Genomic DNA, 1,376 nt, shown 5'->3' on the forward strand with positions numbered 1-1,376 from the left:
ATCATTTTCCAAGATATTTGATAGGATATCCTTGTATTGTCTCTTAAATCGTGTAAGATGAAGGAGCCTAGCTGTAAGGGTGTTATATCCAGTAAACGGAACGTAATCATATTCCATCAAGCGTCCGCGAATATTTCTTCCCCAAGTGCCATCATGATCCCATGGACTAATTTCATATAATTGAGTTTTACTATTTTTATATAGTGCATAATTATGGATAAAACCATCATAGTTTTGAGTACAAACAACTCCTGCAACCCATTTTAGATATTGATTGATGTCCAATACTTTGGGGATTTCTTTTTCAAATTCCTCATTACTTAAAGTGTTAATCATAGCAATAAATTGTTCTAATTCCTCTAGATCTTCTGTAGTTCCAAATTTTATAGTATAGCCCTGGCTCAAACGGGTTTTTAGTTCCTTTTTTTTGGTTAGTAAGGAGAAATTGGCCCGATTATTGGTTGCATAAATGATTGGTCCTTCTGGTAATTTCCTTTTTTCTAGGAGATATTGGTCAAACGATTCAATCTCTAAGTATATGCCTTTACAATATCCGTTAACATAAAGGAGCACATGCTTTGAATGTGGAGCAATAACACCTATGCGGTCAAATAAATCAAAGGAAAGTTTATTCCTGCTCATCGTTACATCAATGTATTCGGCATTTAGGATAATTTCATGTGCACCATTGACAATAGTTGGCTTTTCAAATAGGATTCGATAAGATTTTTTTTTCTTATCTCTAATGACATTACCTCTATAGGAAATTTTTATTGAGTACCGATTTTCTCCTATTTTTAATTCTGCTGGGACTAAGTCATCATTCCAAATGTCCTTATTCAATTTCCTTAACCATTTAGGATTGATAAAAAGTTCATATTTTAACACTCGAATTCTCCTAAACAATATTTTTTTTAGATATATGCAGTTTACTCACCGTATGTGTTTAAAAACTTAAAAAATATCGGGTTAAAATTATATGTTTGTCTATGGCAAATGCGCTGATTCTACATAAATTGGAATAGAAAATAAAATTATTTAGAAAGTGGTGGAAAAATGGTTTTAAAAATTGATATTTCAGACTTACTTTCCCAAGCAAAACAAAACGACGTAGTTGGCTTTATGGATAACAATCCTACAAGTAAAAGAAGTAATAATGACTGCAGGGCTCAAATGAGTTCTTCAAGTTCCTCCAGTAGGGGGTCATCTAGCAGCAGAGAAAGAAGTACAGGAAGTGGCTCTGGCAGCGGTTCAGGCAGCGGTTCCGGCAGTGGCTCTGGAAGCAGTAGTAGAGGTAAAAAAGGGCCTGGTAAAGGTAAAGGTGGCAGCTCAGGTAGCAGCGGCTCTAGCAGTCGTGGAAGCAGCAGCCGTGGAAG

1 protein-coding gene is annotated in these 1,376 nt (G+C 35.5%); it reads right to left on the reverse strand.

Translation table 11 applies throughout. The features are described 5' to 3' along the window. Positions 1 to 888, reverse strand: an 888-nt coding sequence (locus tag V7161_RS30230) for a CotH kinase family protein (RefSeq protein WP_335716451.1), incomplete at its 3' end; no start/stop codon positions are given. Positions 889 to 1,376: the final 488 nt, after the last annotated feature.

Origin of the sequence: Neobacillus drentensis (genome assembly GCF_036965425.1) — a bacterium.
Taxonomy (GTDB): Bacteria; Bacillota; Bacilli; order Bacillales; family Cytobacillaceae; genus Neobacillus; species Neobacillus drentensis_F.